This window comes from Streptococcus sp. SO4 (assembly GCF_030440055.1).
Taxonomy (GTDB): Bacteria; Bacillota; Bacilli; order Lactobacillales; family Streptococcaceae; genus Streptococcus; species Streptococcus nidrosiense.
Window position 1 is genome coordinate 22,046 of sequence record NZ_JAQFJI010000008.1, and the last position, 24,146, is coordinate 46,191.

General features: G+C 40.2%; 22 protein-coding genes and 1 pseudogene. 18 read left to right on the forward strand and 5 right to left on the reverse strand.

What is annotated here, in order from left to right; translation table 11 throughout:
- Positions 1-4: 4 nt before the first annotated feature.
- Positions 5-508 carry a tRNA (cytidine(34)-2'-O)-methyltransferase gene (locus PCY08_RS05890; protein ID WP_301559747.1) on the reverse strand — a complete coding sequence of 168 codons (504 nt, stop codon included), beginning with the start codon at positions 506-508 and terminating at the stop codon, positions 5-7.
- A 396-nt stretch (positions 509-904) separates the two neighbouring features.
- Between PCY08_RS05890 and trkA the strand changes: the two genes are divergently transcribed.
- From trkA to PCY08_RS05935, 9 genes are all read left to right on the forward strand, one after another.
- The gene (gene trkA, locus PCY08_RS05895) at positions 905-2,254 is read left to right on the forward strand and encodes a Trk system potassium transporter TrkA (protein ID WP_045763705.1); all 1,350 of its coding nucleotides are present in this window, start codon (positions 905-907) and stop codon (positions 2,252-2,254) included.
- A gap of 3 nt (positions 2,255-2,257) precedes the next feature.
- Positions 2,258-3,697 carry a TrkH family potassium uptake protein gene (locus tag PCY08_RS05900; RefSeq protein ID WP_301559748.1) on the forward strand — a complete coding sequence of 480 codons (1,440 nt, stop codon included), beginning with the start codon at positions 2,258-2,260 and terminating at the stop codon, positions 3,695-3,697.
- Between the two features lie 150 nt (positions 3,698-3,847).
- Positions 3,848-4,480, forward strand: coding sequence for a hypothetical protein (locus PCY08_RS05905; protein WP_301559749.1), 633 nt, complete (start codon positions 3,848-3,850; stop codon positions 4,478-4,480).
- Positions 4,481-4,541: 61 nt separating this feature from the next.
- Positions 4,542-5,234 carry a CPBP family intramembrane glutamic endopeptidase gene (locus PCY08_RS05910; RefSeq protein ID WP_301559750.1) on the forward strand — a complete coding sequence of 231 codons (693 nt, stop codon included), beginning with the start codon at positions 4,542-4,544 and terminating at the stop codon, positions 5,232-5,234.
- Positions 5,235-5,588: 354 nt separating this feature from the next.
- Positions 5,589-6,818 carry an arginine deiminase gene (arcA, locus tag PCY08_RS05915; RefSeq protein WP_301559751.1) on the forward strand — a complete coding sequence of 410 codons (1,230 nt, stop codon included), beginning with the start codon at positions 5,589-5,591 and terminating at the stop codon, positions 6,816-6,818.
- 67 nt (positions 6,819-6,885) lie between these two features.
- On the forward strand, positions 6,886-7,899 hold the full coding sequence (gene argF, locus PCY08_RS05920; RefSeq protein WP_198921496.1) for an ornithine carbamoyltransferase: 1,014 nt from the start codon (positions 6,886-6,888) through the stop codon (positions 7,897-7,899).
- 258 nt (positions 7,900-8,157) lie between these two features.
- Positions 8,158-9,105 (forward strand): carbamate kinase, encoded by a 948-nt coding sequence (arcC, locus tag PCY08_RS05925; protein ID WP_045763700.1) that lies wholly within the window; start codon positions 8,158-8,160, stop codon positions 9,103-9,105.
- A 93-nt stretch (positions 9,106-9,198) separates the two neighbouring features.
- Positions 9,199-10,707 carry a YfcC family protein gene (locus PCY08_RS05930; protein ID WP_045763699.1) on the forward strand — a complete coding sequence of 503 codons (1,509 nt, stop codon included), beginning with the start codon at positions 9,199-9,201 and terminating at the stop codon, positions 10,705-10,707.
- A gap of 18 nt (positions 10,708-10,725) precedes the next feature.
- Positions 10,726-12,054, forward strand: a complete 1,329-nt coding sequence (locus PCY08_RS05935; protein ID WP_301559752.1) for a dipeptidase — start codon at positions 10,726-10,728, stop codon at positions 12,052-12,054.
- Between the two features lie 635 nt (positions 12,055-12,689).
- On the opposite strand, the gene PCY08_RS05940 is transcribed toward PCY08_RS05935, so the two are convergent.
- From PCY08_RS05940 to PCY08_RS05950, 3 genes and pseudogenes are all read right to left on the reverse strand, one after another.
- Complete coding sequence (locus PCY08_RS05940; protein ID WP_045763697.1) at positions 12,690-14,234, reverse strand: peptide chain release factor 3; 1,545 nt, start codon at positions 14,232-14,234, stop codon at positions 12,690-12,692.
- A 240-nt stretch (positions 14,235-14,474) separates the two neighbouring features.
- Positions 14,475-15,167: a TIGR02206 family membrane protein gene (locus PCY08_RS05945; protein ID WP_045763696.1), complete on the reverse strand. Its 693-nt coding sequence runs from the start codon at positions 15,165-15,167 to the stop codon at positions 14,475-14,477.
- A gap of 34 nt (positions 15,168-15,201) precedes the next feature.
- A pseudogene (locus PCY08_RS05950) lies at positions 15,202-15,876 on the reverse strand (TIGR02206 family membrane protein).
- 212 nt (positions 15,877-16,088) lie between these two features.
- On the opposite strand from PCY08_RS05950, the gene gatC reads away from it, so the two are divergent.
- The 9 genes from gatC (at position 16,089) to nusB (ending at position 23,365) form a co-directional block, all read left to right on the forward strand.
- Complete coding sequence (gatC, locus tag PCY08_RS05955; protein WP_000705411.1) at positions 16,089-16,391, forward strand: Asp-tRNA(Asn)/Glu-tRNA(Gln) amidotransferase subunit GatC; 303 nt, start codon at positions 16,089-16,091, stop codon at positions 16,389-16,391.
- Entirely contained in the window at positions 16,391-17,857 is a 1,467-nt protein-coding gene (gene gatA / locus PCY08_RS05960; protein WP_223140616.1) for an Asp-tRNA(Asn)/Glu-tRNA(Gln) amidotransferase subunit GatA, read from the forward strand. The genes gatC and gatA overlap by 1 nt, the downstream gene beginning before the upstream one ends.
- Positions 17,857-19,302 (forward strand): Asp-tRNA(Asn)/Glu-tRNA(Gln) amidotransferase subunit GatB, encoded by a 1,446-nt coding sequence (gatB, locus tag PCY08_RS05965; protein ID WP_301559753.1) that lies wholly within the window; start codon positions 17,857-17,859, stop codon positions 19,300-19,302. Before gatA ends, gatB begins: the two co-directional genes overlap by 1 nt.
- Before the next feature lie 52 nt (positions 19,303-19,354).
- Positions 19,355-19,747 carry a hypothetical protein gene (locus PCY08_RS05970; protein WP_045763692.1) on the forward strand — a complete coding sequence of 131 codons (393 nt, stop codon included), beginning with the start codon at positions 19,355-19,357 and terminating at the stop codon, positions 19,745-19,747.
- A 50-nt stretch (positions 19,748-19,797) separates the two neighbouring features.
- Positions 19,798-20,754, forward strand: a complete 957-nt coding sequence (locus PCY08_RS05975; protein ID WP_301559754.1) for a zinc-ribbon domain-containing transport protein — start codon at positions 19,798-19,800, stop codon at positions 20,752-20,754.
- A gap of 9 nt (positions 20,755-20,763) precedes the next feature.
- Positions 20,764-21,891 carry an SPFH domain-containing protein gene (locus tag PCY08_RS05980; RefSeq protein WP_301559755.1) on the forward strand — a complete coding sequence of 376 codons (1,128 nt, stop codon included), beginning with the start codon at positions 20,764-20,766 and terminating at the stop codon, positions 21,889-21,891.
- Between the two features lie 80 nt (positions 21,892-21,971).
- Positions 21,972-22,532: an elongation factor P gene (gene efp / locus PCY08_RS05985; protein ID WP_000568646.1), complete on the forward strand. Its 561-nt coding sequence runs from the start codon at positions 21,972-21,974 to the stop codon at positions 22,530-22,532.
- 28 nt (positions 22,533-22,560) lie between these two features.
- The gene (locus PCY08_RS05990) at positions 22,561-22,950 is read left to right on the forward strand and encodes an Asp23/Gls24 family envelope stress response protein (RefSeq protein ID WP_049503061.1); all 390 of its coding nucleotides are present in this window, start codon (positions 22,561-22,563) and stop codon (positions 22,948-22,950) included.
- Positions 22,943-23,365, forward strand: a complete 423-nt coding sequence (nusB, locus tag PCY08_RS05995; protein WP_049503062.1) for a transcription antitermination factor NusB — start codon at positions 22,943-22,945, stop codon at positions 23,363-23,365. The genes PCY08_RS05990 and nusB overlap by 8 nt, the downstream gene beginning before the upstream one ends.
- A gap of 54 nt (positions 23,366-23,419) precedes the next feature.
- Here the strand turns inward: nusB and PCY08_RS06000 are convergent, their stop codons facing one another.
- Positions 23,420-24,145 carry a CPBP family intramembrane glutamic endopeptidase gene (locus PCY08_RS06000; RefSeq protein WP_301559756.1) on the reverse strand — a complete coding sequence of 242 codons (726 nt, stop codon included), beginning with the start codon at positions 24,143-24,145 and terminating at the stop codon, positions 23,420-23,422.
- Position 24,146 lies beyond the last annotated feature (1 nt).

Genomic DNA, 24,146 nt, shown 5'->3' on the forward strand with positions numbered 1-24,146 from the left:
GTGTTTATTTCAACTTATCTGTTTCGTAAGTGTGAACCAGTTCGAGACCCGCAAAGTTTTGTTGACGAAGTGCCTCATAAACAATCATACAAACTGTATTTGAAACATTGAGACTACGAACATGCTCATCATTCATGGGAATGCGGAGAACTTTTTCTGGATGCTCACGCATAAATTCCTCAGGCAAGCCCTTATCTTCTCTCCCAAAAAGAAAATAATGATCTCCTTCTGTCGTGAAATCTGCATCTGAATAGACTTTTTCTGCAAACTTGGAAATCAAGTAGAGCTGACCATCCATTTTTTCCATAAAATCAGCCAAACTATCATAAAAATGAATCTCAAGTTTGTCCCAATAATCTAGACCTGCTCGCTTCATCTTACGATCATCGATAGGAAAGCCCATCGGTTTAATAATATGAAGGGGCGCATTCGTTGCTGCGCAGGTACGAGCAATATTACCCGTATTTTGTGGAATTTGGGGTTCAAATAATACAATGTGATTTGCCATGCCTTGTTTCCTCTCACTAGTGCAAAAAAATAGCCACACTGCCCGGAGTCTAGCTCAGCAAACAGCGTGGTTAAGGCATCGTTAACTTACCTCACAACAGGTTTGAAGTAAATCAGCGAAACTACTGTTTTAGTATATCACTTTCAGCTTGATTGTCAATAGAAATGACTTGATTTTTTCAATTTTTTTACAAACATATTTACATTAGTTAAAAATGTTTCTGTATTCATTAGAATTACACGAAAACAGCTGATTTATATCTTAAATTTTGAACAAGTAAGATTATCAATGGAACAATTTTCCACCCTAATATAATGAAAAGAGTCGGTTGCCGAGTGCATTTTATTCTAAAAAAAGGTATGATAGAGACATATTGAAAAAGTAGGTTATATAACTATGAAAATTATTCTTGTCGGAGGGGGGAAAGTTGGTTCTGCCCTTTGTCGTTCACTTGTCGCTGACAATCATGATGTTGTCTTAATTGAACAGAACGAAACAGTTCTTAATTACATGACAAGCCGTTTTGATATAATTGGGATTGCAGGTAACGGGGCTGACTTTGCCATGCTAGAAGCTGCCAATGTTCAAGACTGCGATATTTTCATTGCTATGACTCAATATGACGAGGTCAATATGGTCTCTGCTGTCTTAGCTAAAAAGATGGGGGCTAAAGAAACCATCGTCCGTGTCCGCAATCCTGAGTATTCCAACCCTTACTTTAAAGAAAAAAATATTCTCGGATTTTCTCTCATTGTCAATCCAGAACTCCTAGCAGCTCGTGCTATTGCTAACATCATCGACTTCCCAAATGCTCTTTCTGTTGAGCGTTTTGCAGGTGGCTTGGTTAGTTTGATGGAATTTGTTGTCCGTAAGGATAGCAATATCTGTCAGATGTCTATCGCAGACTTCCGGAAAAAGTTTGGTAATGTGATTGTCTGTGCTATTGAGCGCGATCATAAACTGATGATCCCTAGTGGCGACCTTATTTTAGAAGATAAAGACCGTATCTTTGTAACAGGTCATCGTGTCGATATGATGCTTTTTCATAACTATGTCAAATCTCGTGTCGTTAAGAGTTTACTCATTATCGGAGCAGGAAAAATCGCCTACTACCTTGTTGGTATTTTGAAAGATAGCCGTATTGATACCAAGGTCATTGAACTCAATCCAGATCGCGCAGCATTTTTCAGTCAAAAATATCCAAAACTCTACATTGTACAAGGGGATGGGACTGCAAAAGATATTCTCCTGGAAGAAAGTGCACAACACTACGATGCTGTCGCAACCCTTACTGGAGTTGACGAAGAAAACATTATTACATCTATGTTCTTGGATAGTGTTGGTGTTCAGAAAAACATCACTAAGGTCAATCGAACTAGTCTCTTAGAGATTATCCATGCACCTGAGTTTTCTAGTATCATCACACCGAAAACCATTGCTGTAGATACGATTATGCACTTTATCCATGGTCGTGCCAATGCCCAATATTCAGATCTTCAAGCGATGCACCACCTAGCAAATGGACAGGTTGAGACTCTTCAATTCCTTATCAAGGAAGCTAACAAGATGACTGGTAAACCTTTGTCTCAATTGAAACTCAAAAAAGATATTTTAATTGCTGCTATTATCCGCAACGGAAAAACAATTTTCCCAACTGGTGAAGATAGCCTTCAAGTCGGTGATAAGTTAGTTGTCATCACACTACTATCAAATATCACCAAGATCTATGATCTGTTAGAGAGGTAAGCTATGAATAGAAGTATGGTACGATTTCTTCTTGCAAAGCTACTCTTGATCGAGGCTGGTCTACTCTTAGTTCCAGTTAGCATTGCTATTTATTATCAAGAATCGAGTCAAGTTTTTACAGCTCTTTTCTCTACCATCGGAATCCTTGTTGTTCTAGGTCTTCTGGGAATTATCAGTAAGCCTAAAAAACAGCGAATCTATGCAAAAGAAGGGGTCTTAATTGTTGCTCTCTGTTGGATTCTCTGGTCATTCTTTGGTGCCCTTCCCTTTGTCTTTTCAGGACAAATTCCCAAGATGATAGACGCCTTCTTTGAGATTAGTTCTGGCTTCACAACAACGGGAGCAACCATTTTAAATGATGTTTCTGTCTTAAGCCGTTCCCTTCTATTTTGGAGGAGTTTTACTCACCTTATCGGAGGGATGGGGGTGCTGGTTTTTGCCCTAGCTATCATGGACAATGCAAAAAACAGTCACTTAGAGGTTATGAAGGCAGAGGTTCCTGGACCAGTATTTGGTAAGGTTGTATCTAAGCTAAAAAATACAGCTCAAATCCTTTATATCCTCTACCTGGCTATGTTTGCCCTCTTTGTGGTTATTTATTACCTTGCTGGGATGCCACTCTACGATAGTTTTGTCATCGCTATGGGTACTGCTGGTACAGGTGGCTTTACTGTTTATAATGATGGAATTGCCCACTATCACAGTTCTCTCATTACCTATCTGACAAGTATCGGGGTTTTAATGTTTGGTGTCAATTTCAACCTCTACTACTATCTCATGCTCCGTCGTATTAAGGAATTCTTTTTTGATGAAGAACTCCGAGCCTATCTCTTGATTGTAGCCATATCAACTGGCTTAATCACGCTTAACACACTCCACCTCTATAGCGGCGTTTCACAAAGCTTTGAGATGGCCTTCTTCCAAGTATCTAACATCATTACCACTACCGGCTTTGGATATGGAGATATCACGAACTGGCCTTTGTTCTCTCAATATATCTTGCTAATGCTGATGGCAATCGGTGGTTCTGCTGGCTCCACTGCAGGTGGTCTCAAGGTCATTCGCGGAGTCATCCTCTCTAAAATTGCTAAAAATCAAGTCTTGTCTACCATATCACCTCACCGTGTTTTAACCCTTCAGGTTAATCAAACGGTTATTGATAAGGATACTCAGCACAAGATTCTGAAGTACTTTGTGGTTTATATCATGATTCTACTCAGTTTGATTTTCATCGTCAGTTTAGATACCAATAATTTAATGGTTGTCACGAGTGCTGTTTTCAGTTGCTTTAACAATATCGGTCCTATTTTAGGAACAACTGCAAGTTTCTCAATTTTTAGTCCATTTTCAAAACTTCTACTATCCTTTGCAATGATTGCAGGACGTCTTGAAATCTATCCAATCATACTGCTCTTTATGAAGCGCACTTGGTCTAAACGTTAGAACACCTATCTCCTCTCTTCAAGGAACCCTTGAAGGGGGATTTTTTAGTTTCAAAAGACAAGACAGCTCTAAAAATCGACAATTGGGAATTTAAGGATTTTTCTCTCCTATATTTTAGCTATAATAAGAAAAAAATATAGGGGATACTTTATGGAAAAAGTCATAAAATCAATTCGACTACTCTTGTTCTTTGCCTTAATCCAACTGGCACTTTGTAGTTGTATCTTTTGGTCTGGAACCTCTCTGGCCCTCAAACAATCCTGTTTTTATTTTCTACTGGCTTTATTGGGCTTATCTGGGTCTTGTGCCTTTATGCATTATTTATCTAGTCACAACTTAAAAAGAGATAGACTGATTGACAGGAGTCGCTTTATCTTTTTATTTTATAGTATGATGATTGTGGTCAACCTCTGCGGGGTTGGGCTGGTTCTATCAGATACTATCGTTACTGTCAACTTACTTCAAAAAGAAGCCGTGGACCTCATCCTACCCTCCTTCTTTTTTCTCTTTGGAGTTGACCTTGTTACTTTTCTGCCTTTAAAAAAATGGAAAGGACTGCAAAAGAATGCCAGTAGTAAGGAAGTGAGATTTTCCATCATCATCATTTCTATTTTAATCTTCTTATGTAATCCAATCACCATTTTATCGATTGCTTTTTATATTGGTCTTGGTGCTCTATTTCTCAGTTTTTTATTCCCCAAAAATTTGAGACAGGATGTATCATTCTACAGTCATTTGATTCGGGATATTCTATTTGTCGTCTGTACGTTCCTCTTATGGTAACAAATAGAATCCTTGCAATAATTATGTTATAATTAATAAAAATTTTTTAGGAGATACATCAATGAACTTTTTTAAAGATTTTCGTAAGCGACTCGCTTGGTTTGGGATTTTGTTAGTAGCTATCTTTCTATCTCAGACTCCTATGCTAACTCTAGCTATACTAACTAAAATTCAGTTTAATCCAATCTGGTCAACAATTCTTGTGTCCCTTATTTCGATTCTTGTACTTGCTATCTTTTTATACGGAGCCCATAAGAGCAAGTTGCTGGATTTAAAATCTAAACTTTTCACCGTTAACGATCTTCCTCGCATTGTCTTTAGCTACCTAGCTATTTATGTTGGAAATCTTGTAGGTGGAATCTGGTTACAACTCATGAAACAAACAACAACTTCTAATCAACAAGTAATTAACAACCTTATTTCTGAAAGTTCTCTGATTAGCAGTTTCTTCCTCATCGTTTTAATCGCACCTATTTGTGAAGAAATCATCTGTCGCGGGATTATTCCTACCAAACTCTTCCAAGGCTATGAAAAGTTTGGATATGTTATTGGTTGGCTAATCTTCCTCCTTGCACATATGCCTTCTAATCTCCCTTCCTTCTTGATTTATGGTTGGATGTCTACTGTCCTCACTTGGACTGCTTATCGTACTAGACGTTTGGAAATGTCTATCTCGGTCCATATGCTACTTAACAGTATCAGCTTCATCTTACTGGCACTCTTTACAATTTTTATGAAAAATTTCGGTATGTAATACCCAACTATCTATTCCCTTAGACTAGAATGTTTCGTTCCAGTCTAAGGGATTTTTTGTTTCAACAAACTTTTCACCTCAGAAAATCCACCTTTTTCTACAATCTCAAAATTTTTTAAAAAAATTTTAAAAATATTTTTATGCATAAATTTTATAGAATATAAATATAAGTTAACTTAACATGTATATTTGTGAATATTCTTATAAAAAAATGTAAGAAATCCTATAAAATAGCCATTTTCAAGCCTTTTTGGCCTTATCATATCCCTTGTAATGCATATTAATTTGTGATACTATTAACTTGTAAGCGATACCAATATAGTTTGGTACACACGAGAAAAAAGGAGGAAACACATGTCTTCACATCCAATTCATGTTTTCTCAGAAATTGGAAAACTGAAAAAAGTTATGTTGCACCGTCCGGGTCAAGAATTAGAAAACTTGATGCCAGATCACCTTGAGAGGTTGCTCTTTGATGACATCCCATTTTTAGCAGATGCCCAAAGTGAACACGACGCCTTTGCTCAAGCACTCCGTGACGAGGGAATCGAAGTGCTCTATCTTGAACAATTGGCTGCTGAATCATTAACTTCTCCTGAAATACGTGACCAGTTCATAGAAGAATATCTCAATGAAGCAAATATTCGTGGTCGACAAACTAAAAATGCCATCCGAAAACTGCTTCATGATATTGACGACAATCTTGAACTGATCAAGAAAACAATGGCAGGTGTTCAAAAAGTTGAATTGCCTGACATCCCTGAAGAAGGCAAAGGATTAACTGACTTGGTTGAATCTGACTATCCGTTTGCCATCGATCCAATGCCAAACCTTTACTTCACCCGCGACCCATTTGCGACTATCGGGAATGCAGTATCACTCAATCACATGTACGCCGATACACGCAATCGCGAAACACTTTATGGTAAGTATATCTTCAAGCATCACCCAATCTATGGTGGTAAGGTAGAGCTCATCTATAACCGTGAAGAAACTACTCGGATTGAAGGTGGAGATGAACTTGTTCTTTCAAAAGATGTCCTAGCAGTTGGAATCTCTCAACGGACCGATGCCGCTTCTATCGAAAAACTTTTGGTTAATATCTTCAAAAAGAATGTTGGCTTCAAGAAAGTTTTGGCTTTTGAATTTTCAAACAGCCGTAAGTTCATGCACTTGGATACTGTCTTCACCATGGTAGACTATGATAAATTTACAATCCACCCAGAAATCCAAGGCAATCTTCACGTCTATTCTGTCACTTACGAAAATGAAGAACTCAAGATTGTTGAAGAAAAAGGAGATTTGGCAGAGCTCCTTGCTCAAAACCTTGGTTTAGAAAAAGTTACACTCATTCCTTGTGGTGATGGTAATATTGTTGCAGCTGCTCGTGAACAATGGAATGATGGCTCTAACACACTCGCTATTGCACCAGGTGTCGTAGTCGTTTATGAACGCAACACTGTGACCAATAAGAAACTTGAAGAATATGGACTTCGTTTAATTAAGATTCGTGGACGGGAATTGGTACGTGGACGTGGTGGACCTCGTTGTATGTCAATGCCGTTTGAACGCGAAGACATTTAGATTCTTCCTATTTCTGCCTAGCATCTGCTAGCAGAATCATGCTTGTTAGAAAAGGATATATAGAATGATACATTCAGTATTTCAAGGAAGAAGTTTTCTAGCTGAAAAAGATTTTACCCGTGCAGAGCTCGAATATTTGATTGGACTTTCAGCTCACTTGAAGGATCTTAAAAAACGAAACATCGAACACCGCTATCTAGCTGGTAAAAATATTGCTCTTTTGTTCGAAAAAACTTCTACCCGTACACGCGCAGCCTTCACAACTGCTGCAATCGATCTTGGTGCACATCCAGAATACCTGGGGGCAAACGATATTCAACTAGGTAAAAAAGAAACTACTGAAGATACCGCAAAAGTTTTAGGACGTATGTTTGATGGTATTGAATTCCGTGGTTTTAGTCAGGATATGGTTGAAGAATTAGCTGAATTCTCTGGTGTTCCTGTTTGGAACGGCTTGACGGATAAATGGCACCCAACTCAAATGCTTGCAGACTATTTGACAGTACTAGAAAATTTCGGACATCTTGAAGGTTTGACTTTGGTTTACTGTGGTGACGGTCGTAATAATGTTGCCAATAGCCTTCTAGTAACAGGAGCGATCCTTGGTGTGAACGTTCATGTCTTTTCACCAAAAGAACTCTTCCCAGATCAAGCAGTTGTTGCACTGGCTGAGGAATATGCCAAAGAAAGTGGGGCTCACATTCTCATCACAGAAGATGCTGATGAAGCTGTAAAAGGGGCTGATGTCCTTTACACTGATGTTTGGGTATCTATGGGCGAAGAAGATAAGTTTGCAGAACGCGTCGCTTTGCTAAAACCTTACCAAGTCAATATGGATCTTGTTAAGAAAGCAGGCAATGAAAACTTAATCTTCCTCCACTGTTTACCAGCCTTTCATGATACGAACACTATCTATGGCAGACAAGTAGCTGAGAAATTTGGCGTAAAAGAAATGGAAGTAACTGATGAGGTCTTCCATAGCAAGTATGCTCGTCAATTTGATCAAGCAGAAAATCGTATGCACACCATTAAAGCCGTTATGGCCGCTACACTAGGAAATCTCTATATTCCTAAAGTGTGATGCCAACTATAACAAACAGCTTAGGGGCTGAGACTAGTGTTTTAGTCCAGTCCCTTTTTGTAGAAGTTACGAGCTCTGAGTTGAAATTCCCCAATAGTCACCATTCAAGCAAAAACCTCATAACAAGTAACTGCCTTCCAGTTATCCGCATTTCGAAATTCCAACTCAACTCGTCCCTACAAAGTCTTTCTTATCAACTTCCAAATCCAAGCTTTTAACCAAAATTGGTTTTTGTTCATCCAAAAGAAAGGAGCGCTCATGTCTCATCGTAAAATCGTTGTCGCTCTTGGAGGAAATGCCATTCTGTCCACAGATCCATCTGCTCAAGCTCAAGAAGCTGCTCTGGCAGAAACAGCACGTCATCTGGTGAAACTCATCCAAAATGGCGATGAATTGATTATCACCCATGGCAATGGACCGCAAGTTGGTAACCTACTCCTCCAACACCTAGCAGCGAATTCCGAAAAAAATCCCGCCTTTCCTCTCGATTCACTTGTTGCTATGACAGAGGGTAGCATCGGTTTTTGGCTCCAGAATGCTCTAGAAAATGCTTTACAGGATATTCATCTTGATAAAACTGTCGTTTCTGTTGTCACACAGGTTGTCGTAGACAAGGATGACCCTGCCTTTCTCAATCCAACCAAACCAATCGGTCCATTCTACTCAGAAGAAGAGGCTAAAGCGGAAAGCGAAAAAACTGGGGCTAACTTTAAAGAAGATGCAGGTCGTGGTTGGCGTAAGGTAGTGGCTTCTCCAAAACCCATTTACATCAAAGAAATCGACAGTATACGCGCACTCTTAGATAAGGGACAAATTGTCATCGCAGCAGGCGGTGGAGGTATTCCTATCGCCAAAAATGAAAACGGTTACTTTTCAGGAGTGGAAGCTGTCATCGATAAGGACTTTGCATCGCAATGCTTGGCAGAGCTAGTCGAAGCAGATCTCTTCATCATTTTAACTGGTGTCGATTATGCCTATATCAACTATAACAAACCAAATCAGGAAAAATTGGAACGGGTAACTGTAAGCCAACTCCAAGAATACATCCAAGAGGGGCAATTTGCTCCTGGTAGTATGCTGCCAAAAATCCAAGCTGCCATTGATTTTGTGACCAATCGTCCAGCAGGAAAAGCAGTTATCACTTCTCTTATCAATCTAGGAGCCTTGATTGAATCTGAAAGTGGAACAATCATTGTGAAAGAATAATAGTTTAGTCATACCTTTCAAGAAAGTTTAGTCAGCACTCTTGCCACATCATTCGTTTTTATACTGTGTGACATAGTTTAGGAGGAAAAACAAATGAGTGAAAATAAAAAAAGGTTTCAAATGCCCTCATCATACACTGTTTTGATTATCATCATTGCCATTATGGCATTTTTAACCTGGATCATTCCAGCAGGTAAGTATGATACCAATGAAGCAGGTAACCTCATCGCAGGTACCTATCAAACTGTTGACTCAAATCCTCAAGGGATTTACGATATCCTTATGGCACCAATTCGTGCCATGCTCGGTCACAAACCAACCAGCGCAGCTATCGACGTTGCCTTCTTTATCCTTATGGTCGGAGGTTTCCTTGGTGTCGTAAACGCTACTGGTACACTCGATGTAGGGATTGCCTCCATCGTTAAAAAATACAAGGGTCGCGAAAAAATGTTGATTCTCATCCTCATGCCCCTCTTCGCACTTGGAGGAACTACCTATGGTATGGGAGAAGAAACCATGGCCTTCTATCCCCTTCTTATTCCTGTAATGATGGCAGTTGGTTTTGACAGTATCACTGCCGTAGCCATCATCTTACTAGGTTCTCAAGTTGGTTGTTTGGCATCTACATTGAATCCATTTGCTACTGTTATCGCCTCTGATACTGCGGGAATTTCTTCTATGGATGGGGTTATTCTCCGTGTTATCTTCTGGTTCGTAATGACAGGTATCAGCACTTACTTTGTCTATCGTTATGCAGAAAAGATTCAAAAAGATCCTACTAAATCACTCGTTTACGCTCAACGCGAAGAAGATATCAAACACTTTAATGTTTCAGATAACGATGATGCACCATCTACCTTGAGCAAGAAACAAAAACATGTCCTCGCTTTATTTGTATTAACCTTTATAATTATGATTGCAAGTTTCATCCCTTGGGTTGATTTGCATGTTACTGTATTTGAAGACTTCAAGAATTGGTTAATCGGCCTTCCTGTAATTGGAGGAGTTATCGGTTCAGATGCTCTACCATTTGGTAGCTGGTACTTCCCAGAAGGCGCTATGCTCTTTGCCGTTATGGGGATTTTGATCGGTGTTGTCTATGGTCTCAAAGAAAGCAAGATTGTCTCAACCTTCCTAACTGGTGCTGCAGATTTGCTTTCAGTAGCCTTGATTTGTGCGGTTGCTCGTGGTATCCAAGTTATCATGAACGATGGTATGATTACTGCAACCATCCTACACTGGGGTGAAGTTGGCCTTCAAGGTCTTTCTCCTCAAATCTTCATCGTATTGACCTATATCTTCTACCTACCTATGTCCTTCCTCATTCCTTCTTCATCTGGTCTTGCTAGTGCAACTATGGGTATCATGGCTCCTCTTGGAGAGTTCGTCAATGTTAAAGCAAGCCTTATCGTCACTGCCTACCAATCTGCATCTGGTGTCCTTAACCTTGTAACTCCTACTTCAGGTATTGTTATGGGTGCTCTTGCTCTTGGTCGTGTCAGCCTTGGAACTTGGTGGAAATTTGTTGGAAAACTCGTCATCGTCATTGTCGTTGCAAGTATTCTACTTCTTATCTTAGGTACCTTAGTGCCATTCTTATAGAAACAAAGGGAGATACGGATGAAATCCTATATTACAGAATCAATCAAAGAGGATTTTCTTCAAAGTTTGAAAACCATCATCTCCTATCCATCTGTTCTCAAGGAAGGTGAAAATGGTACTCCTTTTGGTCAAGCCATCCAAGATGTCCTGAAAAAAATGCTGGACTTGTGTCAAGATCTTGGTTTTAAAACCTATCTGGATCCTCAAGGATATTATGGGTATGCAGAAGTTGGTGAAGGTGATCTCCTTGCCATCCTCTGCCACCTAGATGTAGTTCCTGCAGGCGATTTGAAAGACTGGGAAACTCCTCCATTTGAAGCAAGTATCAGAGATGGGCGGGTTTATGGTCGGGGTGCGCAGGATGATAAAGGGCCTTCTCTTGCAGCCCTTTACGCAGTCAAAGGAATACTTGACCAAGGAATTCAATTTAAAAAACGGGTTCGTTTCATATTTGGTACCGATGAGGAAACCCTTTGGCGTTGTATGGCAAGATATAATGCTATTGAAGAACAAGCCAGTATGGGATTTGCTCCAGATTCCTCATTTCCATTAACCTATGCAGAAAAAGGACTCCTTCAGGTCAAACTTCATGGTCCTGGATCAGAACAACTCGCCTTGGATGTTGGTGGTGCCTTCAATGTCGTTCCTGATAAGGCAACTTATCAAGGACCACTTATGGATCAGCTCCAGACAGGTCTGATAGCTGCCGGCTACGATTATCAACAAAATGACCAGAGCATTACCGTTCTAGGTGTATCCAAGCATGCCAAGGATGCCAGTCAAGGGATTAATGCAGTCATTCGATTAGCCACCATCCTTGATTCCATTCAATCTCATCCTGCACTGACATTTCTTACCAAAGAAGTTGGTCAAGATGGTCAAGGAAAAAGAATCTTTGGTGATATCAGTGACCAGCCTTCTGGACATTTATCCTTTAATGTGGCCGCCTTAACCATTACTCCCGAAAGTTCTGAGATTCGAATTGATATCCGAATCCCAGTCCTTACTGACAAGGATGAACTTGTCAATCAGTTGATAGAGTGTGCAAAATCTTACCAACTTAGCTACCAAGAATTTGACTACCTAGCACCACTTTACGTGGCAAGAGATAGTATGCTCGTCACTACACTCATGCAGGTTTATGAAGAAAAAACTGGTGACAATAGTCCCGCTCTATCATCTGGCGGTGCAACCTTTGCACGTACGATGCCAAACTGTGTCGCTTTTGGTGCCCTCTTCCCAGGAAGAGAGCAAACGGAACACCAAGCAAATGAATATGCAATCCTAGATGATCTCTATCATGCTATGGATATCTATGCTGAAGCTGTTTACCGATTAGCGACCTAAAAAAGACCTCCTAAACTCCGTCCCTCACCAGGGCGGAGTTTTAGGAATTTTGTTAACACCAGCCTACAAGAAAAGCCAAGAAGATATTTTTCTTGGCTTTTTTCAATAGATTTGAGGTATGGGACCAACTAAGGTACTCATTTTCCGCTACAACACGCAGTTAGTATGGCAATAGCAGGCAGCTAGACTACTTTCTAACTGTTACGACGGAAAAGCCCACGAATCGATACCGTTCGTGGACTTTTCCTAATGAAGCGTTTAGGTAAACCGCCATAGCGGTTGCCGTTTATTAGATTACGACACAGAGCATTACGACACAAAGAGGAGAAAACGATTATTTTTCGTCGATGAGTTAGTGAGGCAGTCAGGCCACTTTCTACCCATCACGACGTAAAGTTTTACGAATCGATAAAATTCGTAAAACTTTACTAGTGGAGCGCCTAGCCAAGTTCTATAGAAACTTGGCGTTAGTTACTTAGATTGTTATACAACTACATAAATTTACTGAACTACGACACGGAGTTTGTAAATCGATTTTATTTGCCAAACGCAGTTAGTAAGGCAGTTAGCTAGACCGCAAAATAGCGACTAGCGTCCAACAATTAGGAACTTTAGTTCCAATTGTTGGTACTGAGTTACATCTTCTCTTCTAACTCTACATCCGGATACTTGTCCGCAAACCAGCGGAGGGCAAAGTCGTTTTCAAAGAGGAAGACAGGTTGGTCAAAGCGGTCTTTAGCCAAGATGTTTCGACTTGAAGACATACGCTCATCCAAATCCTCTGGTTTAATCCAGCGAACGGTCTTTTTACCCATTGGGCTCATAACGACTTCTGCATTGTACTCATTTTCCATACGGTGTTTGAAGACTTCAAACTGCAATTGACCAACGGCACCCAACATATATTCACCTGTTTGGTAGCTGGTATAAAGCTGAATAGCTCCTTCTTGAACCAATTGCTCAATTCCCTTGTGGAAGGATTTTTGCTTCATAACGTTCTTAGCAGAAACTTTCATGAAGATTTCAGGGGTAAAGGTTGGCAGTGGTTCAAATTCAAATTTGTTTTTCCCAACTGTCAAAGTATCTCCCACCTGATAAGTACCAGTATCGTAAACTCCGATAATATCCCCTGCTACGGCATTAGTGACATTCTCACGACTCTCCGCCATAAACTGAGTAACATTTGATAGTTTAGCACTCTTACCAGTACGAGGAAGATTAACACTCATACCACGCTCAAATTCACCAGAGACAATACGGACAAAGGCAATACGGTCACGGTGACGAGGGTCCATGTTGGCTTGGATTTTAAAGACAAATCCTGAGAAATCCTTGTCGTAAGGATCCACAATTTCGCCATCTGTTTTCTTGTGACCGTGTGGTTCTGGAGCAAACTTGAGGAAGGTTTCAAGGAAGGTCTGTACTCCAAAGTTAGTAAGAGCTGAACCGAAGAATACTGGAGTTAATTCACCCGCAAGGATGGCTTCTTCTGAGAATTCATTTCCAGCTTCTTGCAAGAGTTCGATATCATCCTTGACTTGCTCGTAGAATGGGTTGCTAGCAAATAGCTTGTCCCCATCTTCCAGACTAGCAAAGCGTTCATCCCCTTTGTAAAGTTCCAAGCGTTTATTGTAAAGGTCATAGAGTCCCTCAAAAGCTTTCCCCATCCCAATCGGCCAGTTCATCGGATAGCTAGCAATGCCCAAGACTTCTTCCAATTCTTGCAAGAGGTCTAGTGGCTCTCGGCCATCACGGTCAAGCTTGTTCATAAAAGTGAAGACTGGAATACCACGATGTTTGACAACCTCAAACAATTTCTTGGTCTGGGCCTCGATACCCTTGGCAGAGTCCACAACCATGACAGCCGCATCCACCGCCATCAAGGTACGGTAAGTATCTTCTGAGAAGTCCTCGTGCCCTGGTGTATCTAGGATATTGACACGTTTGCCATCGTAGTCAAACTGCATGACAGATGAGGTTACCGAAATCCCACGTTGTTTCTCGATATCCATCCAGTCAGACTTAGCAAAGTTTCCTGTCTTCTTCCCTTTTACAGTACCTGCCTCACGAATCTCTCCCCCAAAGTAAAGCAATTGCTCAGTGATAGTCGTTTTACCAGCGTCCGGGTGGGAGATGATGGCAAAGGTACGACGTTTTTTGATTTCTTCTTGAATACTCATAACTTCTCTTTCTTTTTACTTTTTTTGAATTATTTGAATTTCTAATCGCTCTTTGTTACATTGGACCCTAAAATTCCTTTCAACACTCCATTATATCGGATTTTAGAGAGTTTTTCAATCGCCTACACAAGAAAAAGCAGGTCTCTATAATAGACTTGCTTTTAAATAATGGATGTTGTAATTTATATTTTGTGATTGGTCGACTCAAATTCTATATCTTCTTTTAGCTTACAATCTAAATCATGAAAGAGTTGATTCTAGTGCCATTTTCTTTTGCCAGCGTTTCTTAAACAAGATATCAAAGAGCACCAAGGCTGAAGATAGAATGATTGAAACCAACAGATATTTTATCCAAATAGGAGCATCTGGGATAAAAGGCGTGGTATTCAAAAGCCCATAGTTTCCACCTGTCACTTGATTGACTCCAACTAGAAAAAGATTAAGAACAAAAGTGTAGACGATGATTCGATACTTTTTAAGCAGGGTCTTATCGTAGTGGTTCATGAGATAGACAAGTGAATTTACCAGGAGAGCATAATGTCCAATCAAGAATGAAAAACTGGTAATATGCGGAAAGTCATAGGGATCAAAAACCGGATAACCCAAGGCAAATACTGCTCCACTAGCTCCCATAAGGGCAAAATACTGCTTGGTTTTCCATCTGTCTGGTAGGAAGATAACTGCGAACATGGCTAAACGACAATGGTAAAGAGGCAGACTATTTGAAAATGGAATGCCAAAACCAATATACCAAGTGTAAAGAGCTAGCAGTTGCGCTATTTGAATCCACTTAAATAATCGAACAAATTTGGGATTTTTGTAGTAAGTAAGAGATCCATAGATAGGCAGTGCAAGAAGGCCTATCATGACACCGTACCAAAAAATGGGAATAGGAGGCGGTGTGGTTTGGGTTCTTGTAATAAAATGATGCATAAAATCTCCTTAAAACAATAAATTCAGTTGTTCGCTAACTATTCTGATGTTTGTATTTAACAAATTGATTGATGAGGACGAGAATCCCTGTCATCAGACTGGTTACTATCAAATAATTAACCAAGGCGCTATGATCCCCAATCACAGGGGGATTACTCAAAAAGCCATAATTCCCTCCTGTCAAGAGGTTGGCTAGAAAGATAATTGCATTGACACCAAAGGTCATCTGACATATTTTCCAAGCATCTCCTTTTTCAACTTTATAATATCTAATAAGATAAATCAAGCAGTTAGCCAAGAGGGCTCAGTGTCCGAAAACATTGTTGACCGAGGAAACATGAGGGAAAGGAAACGGATAAAAAACTGGATAAACTAAAGCCATAATAGAACCAAATACTCCAACCAAGGCAAAGTATTGTTTGAAAAAGGTCTTATTAGGGGCAAAAAGAATCATCCACATAGCCATGCGACTATGGTAAAAAGGGAGAGCCTCAGACAGGGGCAGGCGCACAGCAATATACCAAGCGTTGATAATCAGTAATTGAATCAATTGACCCCAATACCAAAAATCTCGATAAGGTTTAAAGGAGGCATAGCGAATTGATAGAGCAGCTATGACTAGCAAAGAAGTCGGTAACAAAATGTACCATGTCCCCAAGTCTGGAGAAACTGTTTTTTTACTAGTAAAAAGTAAATCCCAAATTGTCATATGTTCTCCTTAACTTATTCGAATCGGTAAATGTCTCCATCTTGTTTGCCGACTAAAAACCAATGCTGTTCTTGCTTCTATTTTCAACCATTATATCGAATTAAAATCCTTTTTTCAATTTCTACTTCTTTTCAACTTGACTTACCTTATTTATAGGAAAATATGGTAAAATAGAACAGATAAATAATCATCATTTCACGAAAGGATGCAAGATGAAAATTACGCAAGAAGAGGTAACACACGTTGCCAATCTTTCAAAATTAAAATTCTCAGAAGAAGAAACTGCCGCCTTTGCGACTACCTTGTCTAAAATTGTTGACATGGTTGAGTTGCTAGGCGAAGTTGACACAACTGGTGTCGCACCAACTACGACTATGGCCGACCGCAAGACCGTACTCCGCCCTGATGTGGCTGAAGAAGGAACAGACCGTGATCGCTTGTTTAAAAACGTACCTGAAAAAGATAACTACTACATCAAGGTACCAGCTATCTTAGACGATGGAGGAGATGCCTAATGACTTTTAACAATAAAACCATTGAAGACTTGCACAATCTCCTTGTCTCTAAGGAAATTTCAGCAACAGAACTTACCCAAGCGACACTTGACGATATCAAGGCGCGTGAAGAAGCTATCAATGCCTTTGTCACTATCGCTGAAGATCAAGCTCTTGCTCAAGCTAAAGCTATTGACGAAACTGGAATTGACGCTGACAATGTCCTTTCAGGAATTCCGCTAGCAGTTAAGGATAATATCTCTACAGACGGCATCCTCACAACTGCAGCCTCAAAAATGCTTTATAACTACGAGCCAATCTTTGATGCGACAGCTGTTGCCAATGCAAAATCTAAGGGCATGATCGTTGTTGGGAAAACCAACATGGACGAGTTTGCCATGGGTGGTTCTGGTGAAACATCTTACTACGGTGCAACTAAAAATGCCTGGGACCACAGCAAGGTTCCCGGTGGATCATCTAGTGGTTCCGCAGCTTCTGTAGCTTCAGGACAAGTCCGTTTGTCTCTTGGTTCTGATACAGGTGGATCTATCCGCCAACCGGCTGCCTTCAACGGAATTGTCGGTCTCAAACCAACCTACGGAACAGTTTCACGTTTTGGTCTGATTGCCTTTGGTAGTTCATTAGACCAGATTGGACCTTTCGCTCCAACTGTTAAGGAAAATGCGCTCTTGCTCAATGCTATTGCCAGCCAAGATGCTAAAGACTCTACTTCTGCTCCTGTCCGCATTGCCGACTTTACTTCAAAAATCGGACAAGACATCAAGGGCATGAAAATTGCTTTGCCTAAGGAATACCTTGGTGAAGGGATTGACCCAGAAGTTAAAGAAACTATCCTCAACGCCGCTAAGCACTTTGAAAAACTTGGTGCAGTTGTAGAAGAAGTCAGCCTTCCACACTCTAAATACGGGGTTGCAGTTTACTACATCATCGCTTCATCTGAAGCTTCTTCAAACTTGCAACGTTTTGACGGTATCCGCTATGGTTTCCGTGCTGAAGATGCTAAAAACTTGGACGAGATTTACGTTAATACTCGCAGCCAAGGATTTGGTGATGAAGTGAAACGTCGTATCATGCTTGGAACTTTCAGCCTTTCATCAGGTTATTACGATGCCTACTACAAGAAGGCTGGTCAAGTTCGTACCCTCATCATCCAAGATTTTGAAAAAGTCTTTGCAGATTACGATCTCATCCTTGGTCCAACAGCTCCAAGCGTGGCCTTTGATTTGGATTCACTCAACCACGATCCAGTTGCCATGTACTTGGCTGACCTCTTGACCATCCCAGTCAACTTGGCTGGTCTACCAGGAATTTCAATTCCTGCAGGATTTGCTCAAGGTCTACCTGTCGGGCTCCAATTGATTGGTCCTAAATACTCAGAAGAGACTATCTACCAAGCTGCTGCTGCTTTTGAAGCAACAACAGACTACCACAAACAACAACCCGTGATTTTTGGAGGTGATAACTAATGAACTTTGAAACAGTCATTGGACTTGAAGTCCACGTAGAGCTCAACACCAATTCAAAAATCTTCTCACCTACTTCTGCCCACTTCGGAAATGACCAAAATGCCAACACAAATGTGATTGACTGGTCTTTCCCTGGCGTACTGCCAGTTCTCAATAAGGGTGTTGTCGACGCTGGTATCAAGGCAGCTCTTGCCCTCAACATGGACATCCATAAGAAGATGCACTTTGACCGTAAGAACTACTTCTATCCAGATAATCCTAAAGCCTATCAAATTTCTCAATTTGATGAGCCAATCGGTTATAACGGCTGGATTGAAGTGGAGCTAGAAGACGGTACAACTAAGAAAATCGGTATCGAGCGTGCTCACCTAGAGGAAGACGCTGGTAAGAACACCCACGGTACAGATGGTTTCTCTTATGTCGACCTTAATCGTCAAGGCGTGCCATTGATTGAGATTGTATCTGAAGCCGACATGCGCTCACCAGAAGAAGCCTACGCTTATCTAACAGCCCTCAAGGAAGTGATCCAATATGCTGGTATCTCTGATGTTAAGATGGAAGAAGGTTCTATGCGTGTGGATGCTAACATCTCGCTTCGTCCTTATGGTCAAGAGAAATTTGGTACCAAGACTGAGTTGAAGAACCTCAACTCCTTCTCAAACGTTCGTAAAGGTCTTGAATACGAAGTGCAACGTCAGGCTGAAATCCTTCGTTCAGGTGGTCAAATCCGCCAAGAAACACGCCGTTATGATGAAGCGAACAAGGCAACTATACTCATGCGTGTCAAGGAAGGGGCTGCAGACTACCGCTACTTCCCAGAGCCAGACCTACCACTCTTTGAAATCTCAGATGAGTGGATTGAGGAAATGCGTACTGAATTGCCAGAGTTTCCAAAAGAACGCCGTGCTCGCTACGTATCTGACCTTGGTCTATCAGACTACGATGCTAGTCAGTTGACTGCCAATAAAGTCACTTCTGATTTCTTTGAAAAAGCTGTCGCCCTCGGTGGCGATGCTAAACAAGTTTCTAACTGGCTCCAAGGTGAAGTCGCTCAATTCTTGAACGCCGAAGGTAAGACACTGGAACAAATCGAATTGACACCTGAAAACTTGGTTGAAATGATTGCTATCATCGAAGATGGTACGATTTCATCTAAGATTGCCAAGAAAGTCTTTGTTCACCTAGCTAAAAATGGCGGCGGAGCGCGTGAATACGTTGAAAAAGCTGGTTTGGTGCAAATCTCAGATCCTGATGTTTTGATTCCAATTATTCATCAAGTCTTTGCGGATAACGAAGCTGCTGTTGCCGACTTCAAGTCAGGCAAACGTAACGCAGACAAGGCCTTCACAGGATTCCTTATGAAAGCAACCAAAGGCCAAGCCAACCCACAAGTAGCCCTTAAACTACTTGCCCAAGAATTGGCTAAGTTGAAAGAGAACGAGTAAATATACTTTTGTTAATAGCCTTTTCTACTAAAAAATAGAATAAGGAGAATAAATGAACAAATTTTTACGAGTACTATTTATTTTAGTTATTGTCGCCATGTTGGGTGCTTCTATTCTACAAATCTTTCTTCCATCATATATGGGAGAGCATTCTGGTTACGGTATTTCTGCAGGATGGCAAAGAGAAATTGGAATTTGGAATCTAGCTGTCTTAATTATTATTCTTGCCGTTAATATTAAGTACGATTGGTTTTACCTGCGAATTGCCCTTCTTGCCCTCATTATTGGTGGTATAGGAATAGGAACAAATCATTTGTTAAATTTTATTGAATATCATTCTCCTGTTAATGCAATTGGTGCTATCGAGAATTATATACTCGTATTTGGTTGGATTATAGGGTGGTTTATTGAAAATAAAACTATAAAACTCCAAAACTCTTTATAGACATAAAATTTAGCAAAAACTATTTTTATACTCACATAGTTAGGAGACATATGAAAAAGTTATATACTCTTCTCGCCACTTGTTTATTGTTGTTATTCTTCACACCATTTAACTCAATTGATGCTGGCGTTGGCCATTCGCGAAGTGGTAGCTCTAGCCGAAGCAGTTCAAGAAGTAGCAGCCGCAGTAGCTCAAGTCGCAGCTCCTCTTATAAAAGTAGCTATCGCTCTGGAAGTAGCTCCTCTAGTTCAGGTGGTTCTTTAGGTACTGGTATGAACATGCTTATCATGTTTGGTGTTGGAGGTTTCTTACTCTACATGTTCATCAAATATCTAAACGACCTGAATTCATCTTCTGGCAAGTCTTACGGTAGTTCAACTGGATATAATCCACCTAGCCATCGTCGAGTAGAACACAACACACTAGCTGTTAGTCGTATCAAATATGGCGATCCAAACTTTGATGCTGATGCCTTCGCTTCATGGGTTAAAGAAGTCTATATTCAGTTGCAGGCAGCCTGGACTAAAAAGGATTGGAATTTGGTTCGCTCTCTCGAAAGTACTAGTCTCTATTCCCAACATAGTACACAACTCGAAGATCATATTCGGGCAAAAACAACCAATGTTTTAGAAAAAGTCTATGTTGAAAATATCCGCATCAAAGATTTCTATGAAAATCCTGATGGTAACGATACCCTTGTTGTTATCTTGTCATCTACACTCAGAGACTATGTCATTGAAGACCAAAGCAAACGTGTCATCGAAGGTGATCCTCAAGAGGACTTGTTTACAGTCTATCAAATGAACTTCATCCGCAAACATGGTAGCCAAACCGAAAACAGTGTTCAAGATGAAGCTGTTAGCGACCACTGTCCAAACTGTGGTGCACCATTGAAAATCTCAGCTATTAGCCAATGTGAATACTGCGGAGCTGAGCTCACACGTAGTCCAAACCAATGGGTACTCGATACCTACGATGTTGTGGATGAAGACGAACTTTATAATTAGGAGGAAATTATGGGATTTATTCGTGCCGCTCTATCTTCAGGGCTTAATAGTTTCAACGATAGCAAATTTAAAGAAGCTATCGTACTTCCAAATAACCTAACAGCCGATGCTTTGGCCATTAAAGGCCAACTTCTTTCAAAAGATCCAGATGGTAAATCTAGACAAAGCAATCAAAACACTGGACTACTAACAGATGGTAGTGTCGTCATTGTGCCTCAAGGCTATGTCGCTATTCTAGTGAACAACGGTACCTTCCTTGGAGATGTCTTAGAAGCTGGTAGCCACGAATGGCGTTCAGGAGATAATGCCTGGCTCCTTGAAAAAGGTGGTATAAAGGGTACTTGGGAAAACTTCAAAAACCGCTTCTCTTTTGGCGGTCAAGTCATTACCCAACAAGAAATCATCTTTATTCGTATGCAACCCGTTGCCGGAAATAAATTCGGTACACAGAATGCTGTAGAATATTTCAGTGAACGTTATCAACAACTGCTCAACATCCGTTTCTATGGCTTGTTTGATATCAAAGTTGCTGATCCAGTCCTATTCTATGTTAGCTCCATCAGTCAACAAATTGAAGACCATAAAGCCTTTACATTACAAAATGTAGCTCAAGGAACACTCCGACAAAATATCGCACCAAAGATTGCCATTGCAATTGCTAAATTTACCAATGAAAACAAGGTAGATATCTATAGCCTTAATGCCAATCAAGATACTTTCAATGAGCTAGCTAAACAAGAAGTTAACAAGGTGTGGGCTGGACTTTATGGGATTGAAACAACCAACATCCTGCTTGAAGATTTGAGCTATGATCAAGAAAGCTTAGATATTGTCCGTAAGCTTGATAGCGAGCTTGTCGCTATGAAGTACAATACGATTGAGATTGAAGAACGTCGTGCTCGTAATGAAGCTCTCATCGCTGCTGCTAACAATGAAGGCAATGGCAATGGTATGAACATGATTATGGGAATGAACCTAGGACAAACACTTGGTGGTCAACTCAACCAACAAGCCCAAACTCAAGCCCCTGTTCAAAATAACGGGCAAACTGCAAGCAAGAACTTTTACATCGAGGTAGACGGTAAGTATGTTCTCGTAACCAAAGATGAAGAAGGAAATATCGTACCAGTCAACTAATTCAAGCTCATCTGATATTTGAGAATTATTGCATTTTATGGTACAATAAAGAGTAAACTATTTATTAAAGAGGTAAAATCATGATTGAAGCAAGTAAACTAAAGGCTGGTATGACTTTTGAAACAGCTGAAGGAAAATTGATCCGCGTTTTGGAAGCTAGCCACCACAAACCAGGTAAAGGAAACACTATCATGCGTATGAAATTGCGTGATGTCCGTACTGGTTCAACTTTTGAAACAAGCTACCGCCCAGAAGAAAAATTTGAGCAAGCGATCATCGAAACAGTTCCAGCTCAATACTTGTACAAAATGGACGACACAGCTTACTTCATGAATACAGAAACGTACGACCAATACGAAATTCCTGTTGTGAATGTTGAAAACGAATTGCTTTACATCCTTGAAAACTCAGATGTAAAAATCCAATTCTACGGAACTGAAGTAATCGGTGTGACTGTACCAACTACTGTTGAATTGACAGTTGCTGAAACACAACCATCTATTAAAGGTGCTACTGTTACCGGTTCTGGTAAACCAGCAACAATGGAAACTGGTCTTGTTGTAAACGTTCCAGACTTCATCGAAGCAGGTCAAAAATTGATTATCAACACTGCAGAAGGAACTTACGTTTCTCGCGCCTAATCTCTAGAAACTAGAAAGAGGTCATTCTATGGGAATTGAAGAACAACTTGGCGAAATCGTCATCGCCCCACGTGTACTTGAAAAAATCATTGCTATTGCAACTGCGAAAGTTGAAGGCGTACACTCTTTTTCAAACAAATCAGTATCTGACACCCTTTCAAAACTTTCTCTTGGTCGTGGCGTATATCTAAAAGAAGCAAACGATGAGCTCACAGCTGATATCTATCTCTACCTAGAGTACGGTGTCAAAGTTCCTAAGGTTGCTATGGCTATCCAGAAAGCTGTTAAGGATGCTGTCCGTAACATGGCTGATGTTGAAATCTCTGCTGTCAACATTCACGTTGCAGGTATCGTTCCAGATAAAACACCAAAACCAGAATTGAAAGACTTATTCGACGAGGACTTCCTCAATGACTAGTCCATTATTAGAATCTAGACGTGAACTACGTAAGTGTGCTTTCCAAGCCTTGATGAGTCTTGAATTTGGTTCAGATCTAGAAACTGCTTGTCGCTTCGCCTACACACATGATCGCGAAGATACAGACGTTCAACTTCCTAACTTCCTTGTAGAGCTCGTTTCTGGTGTCCAAGCTAAAAAGGATGATCTGGACAAACAAATCACTCAACATTTGAAAACTGGTTGGACCATCGATCGTCTGACTTTGGTAGAAAAGAATTTACTACGCCTAGGAGTTTTTGAAATCACTTCATTTGATACTCCTCAACTCGTAGCTGTTAACGAAGCGATTGAACTTGCTAAGAGCTTTTCAGATCAAAAGTCAGCCCGTTTCATCAATGGACTCCTTAGTCAATTTGTGACAGAAGAAGATTAAATAATATAGAAAAAGTGTTTGACAATTATCAAACACTTTTTTCTTTGCCTTCCACTATCTAAAAAAGTGGTAATAGACATAATTATAAACAAATATCCAGATGGGCTTGGCATAAGTGAGAAAGTTGAAAAAACTATGGCATAGGATGGTAATTTTTAAGTTCTTTGTCCAACGATAGACCAGGGCATAGAAGAGACCGCCTAAACTATAAATGATCAAACTGATAGGATCGCGATGGGAAAACACCAAATGACTGATTCCAAAGATAAGGGCTGATAAGATAACATCCAGATAATACTTGGAGTTTGGAAAGAAGGTATTCATAAAATACCCTCTATGAATCAGTTCCTCCAATATAGGTCCGACGACTACTGTTAAACTAAAACTGAGAACAGTTGATAGAAAAGTTGGTTGCCCATTGGAGTATAGGACTGAAAGAAAGTCTTGAAAGATATACTTGTTATCAATTAAGTGATGAAACTGTAACTGAAAAGCATCCACCAATTGACGATCAAAATAAGTAGCCACTAGACCAACTACAAGGTAAAAGAATCTTGACTTCTTTGAACCCTTTTTTTCAAAAATATAGAGCATCTCTTTCTTCTTGAGCCAGTAGATAAATAATAGCAAAAGAGCTATTACTTCAACTGTTAAAAAGATAGAATAACCATCTATCCCCCATCCTAAAAACTTAGTCAGATGCATAATCCCTAACTCTGGTAGATAAATCGATAAAAATACCAGTAAGATGAAGACTCCCAAATGCCCTAGTTTTTTCATA